The 6,682-nt window shown below is 66.9% G+C and carries 9 protein-coding genes; 3 read left to right on the top strand and 6 right to left on the bottom strand.

The genetic code is table 11. The features are described 5' to 3' along the window. The 5 genes from BFF94_RS32415 to hemN all read right to left on the bottom strand — a co-directional run. The coding region (locus BFF94_RS32415; RefSeq protein ID WP_219140256.1) for a transporter substrate-binding protein at nucleotides 1-581 on the bottom strand (581 nt) is incomplete at its 3' end. A 369-nt stretch (nucleotides 582-950) separates the two neighbouring features. Continuing rightward, entirely contained in the window at nucleotides 951-1,274 is a 324-nt protein-coding gene (locus BFF94_RS32410; RefSeq protein ID WP_128849057.1) for a rhodanese-like domain-containing protein, read from the bottom strand. A gap of 14 nt (nucleotides 1,275-1,288) precedes the next feature. Further along, a complete protein-coding gene (locus BFF94_RS32405; RefSeq protein ID WP_128849060.1) occupies nucleotides 1,289-1,945 on the bottom strand; it encodes a protein-L-isoaspartate O-methyltransferase family protein in 657 nt (218 codons plus the stop codon). A 108-nt stretch (nucleotides 1,946-2,053) separates the two neighbouring features. After that, nucleotides 2,054-2,311 (bottom strand): hypothetical protein, encoded by a 258-nt coding sequence (locus BFF94_RS32400; RefSeq protein ID WP_128849062.1) that lies wholly within the window; start codon nucleotides 2,309-2,311, stop codon nucleotides 2,054-2,056. Nucleotides 2,312-2,392: 81 nt separating this feature from the next. Then, a complete protein-coding gene (gene hemN / locus BFF94_RS32395; RefSeq protein ID WP_128849065.1) occupies nucleotides 2,393-3,784 on the bottom strand; it encodes an oxygen-independent coproporphyrinogen III oxidase in 1,392 nt (463 codons plus the stop codon). 173 nt (nucleotides 3,785-3,957) lie between these two features. Between hemN and BFF94_RS32390 the strand changes: the two genes are divergently transcribed. The 3 genes from BFF94_RS32390 to BFF94_RS32380 all read left to right on the top strand — a co-directional run bounded on the left by BFF94_RS32390 (nucleotide 3,958) and on the right by BFF94_RS32380 (nucleotide 5,765). After that, nucleotides 3,958-4,275: a YkgJ family cysteine cluster protein gene (locus tag BFF94_RS32390; protein WP_128849126.1), complete on the top strand. Its 318-nt coding sequence runs from the start codon at nucleotides 3,958-3,960 to the stop codon at nucleotides 4,273-4,275. Beyond that, nucleotides 4,272-4,853 (top strand): DUF1439 domain-containing protein, encoded by a 582-nt coding sequence (locus BFF94_RS32385; protein WP_128849068.1) that lies wholly within the window; start codon nucleotides 4,272-4,274, stop codon nucleotides 4,851-4,853. The genes BFF94_RS32390 and BFF94_RS32385 overlap by 4 nt, the downstream gene beginning before the upstream one ends. 81 nt (nucleotides 4,854-4,934) lie before the next feature. Beyond that, nucleotides 4,935-5,765: an undecaprenyl-diphosphate phosphatase gene (locus BFF94_RS32380; protein ID WP_128849070.1), complete on the top strand. Its 831-nt coding sequence runs from the start codon at nucleotides 4,935-4,937 to the stop codon at nucleotides 5,763-5,765. Nucleotides 5,766-5,880: 115 nt separating this feature from the next. Here the strand turns inward: BFF94_RS32380 and trmB are convergent, their stop codons facing one another. Next, a complete protein-coding gene (gene trmB / locus BFF94_RS32375) occupies nucleotides 5,881-6,648 on the bottom strand; it encodes a tRNA (guanosine(46)-N7)-methyltransferase TrmB (protein ID WP_128849072.1) in 768 nt (255 codons plus the stop codon). Between the last annotated feature and the right edge of the window lie 34 nt (nucleotides 6,649-6,682).

Below are 6,682 nucleotides of genomic sequence, written 5' to 3'. Positions count from 1 at the left end.
AGGAACGCGCGCAGGATCTTGTTGGTCGTGCGCGGATACACGTAGTCGGTGCCGAGCAGGAAGAAGCGCTTCGCGCCGCCGCCTTCCGCGCCCATCAGGTACTCGACGGCCGGAATCGCCTGCTGGTTTGGCGCCGCGCCCGTGTAGAACACGTTGCGCGACATTTCCTCGCCTTCATACTGCACCGGGTAGTAGAGCAGCCCGTTCAGTTCCTCGAACACCGGCAGCACGGACTTGCGCGACACCGACGTCCAGCAGCCGAACACGCACGCGACCTTGTCCTGCGTGAGCAGCTGGCGCGCCTTCTCCGCGAACAGCGGCCAGTTCGACGCGGGATCGACCACGACGGGCTCGAGCTTGCGACCCATCACGCCGCCGCTCTTGTTGATGTCGGCGATCGTCATCAGCGCCGTGTCCTTCAGCGACGTCTCGGAGATCGCCATCGTGCCCGACAGCGAATGCAGGATGCCGACCTTGATCGGGCCGGTGCCCGCATCGGCCGCTTTCGCGAACGGGCTCTTGCCCGCCAGCGCAAGCGCGCCGGCCATCGAACCGAACTTCAACAGACTGCGACGTTTCATCGGGATCCCCTTGTCGTGTTGGATGTGCGTGCGCCGTGGAGGCGCCGGCCATCGGGTAACGCAAGGCATGTGCCAGTCGCGCGGATGCACGCCCGGCGTGCCTGCGCGGGGCTGAGCCGGGCGCCGGGACGGTGCGCATGATGCGTCGTGCAGCATGCCCGGTCCGTTGCGGTGCAGGTTCGCGGGCGCAAATGGTGCACGCGATCGTTATCGATACGCAGGCGGAAACGGAGGAGGGCGGAACGGAGGGGGCGGGAAACAGAAACAGAAACAGAAACGGGCGCGCCATGCGCGCCCGTTCGGCGAATCAGCGGGGCCGGCGGCACTTTGCCGGTCGGCGCGGCGGCGCGCGATGCGCCGCCGGAATGGTCAGTAACGCGGCACCGACGGATCGACGTCGCGCGACCACGCGTCGATCCCGCCTTGCAGGTTGTACAGCTTCGTGAAGCCGCGCGATTCGAGGAACATCGCGACCTGCGCGCTGCGCATCCCGTGATGGCACACGCAGACGATTTCCGCTTCGTCGTCGAGCTCTTCGCTGCGCGCGGGGATCTGCTGCATCGGAATCGACACGCTGCCGGCGATCTGCGCGGTCGCGATTTCCCACGGCTCGCGCACGTCGAGCACGATCGGCGCGGGGCGCGCCGTATCGCCGAGCCATTCCGCGAGCAGGGCGGGTGTCAGGATCTGCATGGAGGCTCCGCCGCTCAGAACTTGAAGCGCGACGGCTCGATCGCGTTGACCAGGTGGTCGATGTAGGTTTCGAACACGTCGGCGACGCGGTACTGCTTGTCGTCGATGCGCGTGATGATCTGCGCCTTCATCACCGGACGGCCGCCGACGAACGCTGACAGGCGGCCGCCGATCTTCAGCTGTTCGAGCATTTCCTGCGGCACGACGGGCAGGCCGCCCGCGACGCAGATCACGTCGTACGGCGCCTTGCCGGCCCAGCCGCGCGAACCGTCGCCGAGCACGACTTCCGCGTTGGTCACGCCGTCGTTGCGAAGGTTGTCTTCCGCGAACTTCGCGATCGCCGGATCGATCTCGACGGCCGTCACGTGCTGCGCGCGATGGGCGAACAGTGCGGCCAGGTAGCCCGAGCCCGCGCCGATCACGAGCACGTTCTCGTGCTTCTTGACCGTCAGTTCCTGCAGCACGCGCGCTTCGACGCGCGGGAACAGCATCTTGCTGCGGCCGCCGGGCAGCGGCAGTTCGAGATCGGCGAACGCGAGGTCGCGGTATTCGGCCGGAACGTACTGTTCACGCTTGACGATCGACAGCAGGCCCAGGATGTCCAGATCCAGCACGTCCCACGGCCGGATCTGCTGTTCGATCATGTTGAAACGCGCGTTTTCGATATTCATGGTGTGGTCACGCAGCCTGGTCGGCCATCAGCGGGGATAGATAGAGAAACTTCGCGATTGTACCAAATGGGGCGGCCGCGAAGCCTTCAGGCGGCCTGCAACAGACCTTTACCCTTTGCTCTTCTTGATCTGCGCCTCGAATGCGAGGTCGAGCTTGCTCGCCTTGCGCGGCTTTTGGGGGCCGAATGCGTCGACGAACTTGACGAACTCGTCGAGCGGCAGCGGTTCGCAGCGTTTCTCGGCGGTGCCGCCCGAGCGGTCGACGAGATAGAACAGGCCGCCCGCCATCGCGACGGCCGCGAATTGCGGGTTGCCGGAGCGGGTCTTCAGGCGTTCGACCGCGTAGGTCGCTTTGGTGGTGCGCATCGTGCGGATTCTGCCGGAACGTAAACCCCACACTGTATCAAACCGGCCGCTTGCGCGCGGCCGGCCCGGGCCCGCCGTGCCCTAGACCGTGCGCGAGTAGCGCTGCCGCGGCGTCTGCCCGAGATATGCGTCGAACGCCATCGCGATGTTGCGTACGACCATTCGGCCGGCCGGATGAATCGTCAGACGATCGCCCGCGATCGTCAGCAGCCCGTCGCGCTCGAACGGGCGCAGCGCGTCGAGCTCGCGCGCGAAATGATCGGCGAAGCGGATGCCGTGCGCGGCCTCGACATGCGAGAACGGCAGTTCGAGGTTGCACATCAGTTGCGTGATCACGTCGCGGCGCAGCCGGTCGTCGGGCGTGAGCCGCACGCCGCGCGCGATCGGCAGCCTGCCCGCCTCGAGCGCGGCGCCGTACGCGGGCAGGTCCTTCGCGTTTTGCGCGTAGACGTCGCCGACCTTGCCGATCGACGACACGCCGAAACCGACGAGGTCGGTATCCGCGCGCGTGCTGTAGCCCTGGAAATTGCGCTGCAGCGTGCCGTTGCGTTGCGCGCGCACGAGCTCGTCGGACGGCCGCGCGAAGTGGTCCATTCCGATGTACACGTAGCCGGCCGACGTCAGCATGTCGATCGCGAGGCCGAGCAGCGCGATCCGCGTCGCGGGCGGCGGCAGCGTCGCATCGTCGATCTGCCGCTGCATCTTGAACAGGTGCGGCATGTGCGCATAGCCGAACACCGACAGCCGGTCGGGCGCGAGTTCGATGATCGTCTCGAGCGTGCGCGCGAAGACGGAAACCGTCTGGTGCGGCAGCCCGTAGATCAGGTCGACGCTCACCGAGTGAAAGCCCGTCGCGCGCGCGGCGCCGAGCAGGTCGGCCGTCATCGCGAGCGGCTGGATGCGGTTGATCGCCTGCTGCACGACCGGATCGAAATCCTGCACGCCGAGGCTCAGCCGGTTGAAGCCGATCGTGCGCAGGTGCACGAGCGACGCCGGCGTGACCGTGCGCGGGTCGATCTCGATCGAGAACTCGGCGTCGGCGTCCGGTGCGAGCGCGAAGTGCTCGCGGGTGGCCGCCATCAGCTCGGCCGTTTCGTCGTCGGACAGGAAGGTCGGCGTGCCGCCGCCCCAGTGCAGTTGCGTGACGGGGCGCGCCGGATCGAACAGCGCGGCCTGCAACGCCATCTCGCGCTTGAGCTGGTCGAGATACGGACGCGCGCGGCGGCGGTTGTTGGTCGCGATTTTGTTGCAGCCGCAGTAGAAGCACGCGGTGTTGCAGAACGGGATGTGGAAGTACAGCGACAACTCGCTCGACGAAGCGCCGGCGTCGCTTGCCGCGCGCACGTAGTCGGCCGGGTCGAAATCGTCGCGGAACTGCAGCGCGGTGGGGTATGACGTATAGCGCGGCCCGTTCGCGCCGTATTTCGCGAGCAAATCGGGACGGAACATTGTGTCGGCAGAACCGGAACTCATGACGTTCTCGCGCTTTTTAGATGCTTTGGAGTATATAAACGCGCGATTCGGCTGCATTGTGTAATAACGTCGCAGCCGGCGATGGCACAATGCGGGGTGGGCTGCCGCACGCTGCGTCCGGTTGCCGCACCGTTTTTTTGTTGTTCGTTCGAGAGAGCCGCGTGTCCGTCGAAATGCCTGTCCGCCCGGCGCCCGCCGATGTTCCGCCGCCGCATGCGTGCCGCGAAGGCTGCGGCGCGTGTTGCATCGCGCCGTCGATTTCCAGCCCGATTCCGGGCATGCCCGACGGCAAGCCGGCCGGCGTGCGCTGCGTGCAGCTCGGCGACGACCTGTGCTGCCGGATCTTCGGCCGGCCCGAACGTCCCGCATGTTGTTCCGGGTTGCAGCCGTCCGCCGACATGTGCGGCGCGTCGCGCGACGACGCGCTCGCGTGGCTCACGCGCCTCGAGGCCGCGACGCAGCCGTCGCATACAGGAGATTGTTCCGCATGACCGCCCCTTGCGCGCCTGGCCGGCGCCGTTTTCTCGCCGCATCCGTCGGCGCCGTCGGTGTGATGCTCTCGCTCGCCGCCTGCGCATCGACGTTCCCGTTCATCCCCGATCACTACACGTTTTCGCGCGGCGATGTGCAGAAAGCCGTCGCGCGCAAGTTCCCGTATGAGAAGACGGTCGCGCAGGTCGTCGACGTGTCGCTCGTGAATCCGGCCGTCAACCTGCTGCCCGACCAGAACCGCGTCGCCGTGCAGCTCGACGCGCATTTCGCGAGCCCGTTCCTGCGCGCGCCCGTCAGTGGCAAGTTCACGGTGTCGGGCCAGCTCGCGTACGACGCGCCGAGCCGCTCGGTCGTACTGAGAGCGCCCGCCGTCGACAGCCTCGTGCTCGACGGCGACGCGCAGATGTACGCGCAGCAGGTCGGCGCGGCCGCCGGCCTGCTCGCGACGCAGGTGCTGACCAACTATCCGATCTACACGTTCAAGCCCGAACAACTGCAATTTGCCGGCGTGAACTACGAACCCGGTACAATTACGATTCTTACAAACGGCATACGCGTGGCGATCGTCGAAAAATGACGACGTACCGCGCACGGCCGGAGGGGGGCCGCGCGTGGAAGAGTGGCCCATTCATTCGACCATTTCGGAGTTGGGCCACGGATGGACTGGATCCTGATCTGCAAGGCATTGATCCTCGGCGTCGTCGAGGGGCTGACGGAATTCCTGCCGGTGTCGAGCACCGGTCACCTGATCGTCGCGGGCAGCTTCCTGAATTTCAACGATTCGCACGCGAAGACTTTCGACGTCGTGATCCAGTTCGGCGCGATCCTCGCGGTCTGCTGGGAATACCGGCAGCGGATCGCGTCCATCGTGTCCGGGCTGCCAAGCCGGCCCGACGCGCGGCGCTTCACACTGAACGTCGTGATCGCGACGATTCCCGCGATCGCGCTCGGCCTCCTGTTCGAGAAGAAGATCAAGGCGGTGCTGTTCTCGCCGGTACCGGTTGCCTTCGCGCTCGTCGTGGGCGGCGCGATCATCCTGTGGGCCGAGGCGCGACAGCGCGAGCGCAGCGAGCCGCCGCGCGTGATGTCGGTCGATGAGCTGACGCCGCTCGACGCGCTCAAGGTCGGTATCGCGCAGTGCTTCGCGCTGATTCCCGGCATGTCGCGCTCGGGTTCCACGATCATCGGCGGGATGCTGTTCGGCCTCGACCGGCGCGTCGCCACCGAATTCTCGTTCTTCCTCGCGATTCCGATCATCTTCGGCGCGACGCTCTATGAAACCGTCAAGGACTGGCAGGCGTTCACCGTCGATTCGCTCGGCCTGTTCGTGCTGGGGGCCGTTGCGGCATTCGTCAGCGCGTTCGTGTGCGTGCGCTGGCTGCTGCGCTACGTTGCCACGCACGATTTCACGGTGTTCGCGTGGTACCGGATCGCGTTCGGGCTGTTCGTGCTGCTGGTCGGTTACAGCGGCTGGCTGAACTGGGCGTGATGCCGGCACGGAGGCGGGCGCGCCTGCGATAAAAAAACGGCCCGATCGGCAAATGCCGGTCGGGCCGTTTTGTCATCCGGGGGCAACGCGGCGTACGCCGCCGCGGCGGAACGGGTCAGCCTGCGCGCTTGCGGAACACCAGGTCCCACACGCCGTGGCCGAGCCGCAGCCCGCGCCGTTCGAACTTCGTCACCGGGCGGTAGTCGGGGCGCGGCGCGTAGTCGGCGGCCGTGTTTTCGAGCGACGGTTCCGCGCCGAGCACTTCCAGCATCTGCTCGGCGTAGTTCTGCCAGTCGGTCGCGCAGTGCAGGTACGCACCGGGCTTCAGCCGCGACGCGAGATGCGCGACGAGCGGCGGCTGGATCAGCCGGCGCTTGTGGTGGCGCGCCTTGTGCCACGGATCGGGGAAGAAGATGTGCACGCCGTCGAGGCTTTCCGGCGCGAGCATGTGCTCGAGCACCTCGACCGCGTCGTGCTGAATGATGCGGATGTTCGGCAGATCCTGCTCGCCGATCAGCTTCAGCAGCGCGCCGACGCCCGGTTCGTGCACCTCGACGCCGAGGAAGTCGTCGCCCGGGCGGTGCGCGGCGATTTCCGCGGTCGACGCGCCCATCCCGAAACCGATCTCGAGGATGCGCGGCGCGCTGCGGCCGAACACCGCATTCCAGTCGAGCAGCTCCGGCGCATACGGGACGACGAAGCGCGGGCCGAGTTCGTCCATCGCGCGGCGCTGGCCGGTCGACACACGGCCGGCACGCGTCACGAAGCTGCGGATGCGGCGGTGGTGCAGCGGATTGACTTCGTCGGCGCCTTCGGCGGGTTCGTCGGGATTGGCGTCGTCGTGCGGCGGCAGGCCGGCTTCGTTCGGATCGTCGTGCATCATTGGTGACAGAGAAAGGCTCGTTGCGGGCGAGGGC

It is taken from the genome of Burkholderia catarinensis (genome assembly GCF_001883705.2).
Lineage (GTDB): Bacteria > Pseudomonadota > Gammaproteobacteria > Burkholderiales > Burkholderiaceae > Burkholderia > Burkholderia catarinensis.
The sequence above is the reverse complement of the archived record's forward strand: the minus strand, read 5'-3'. Positions and strand labels throughout refer to the sequence as shown.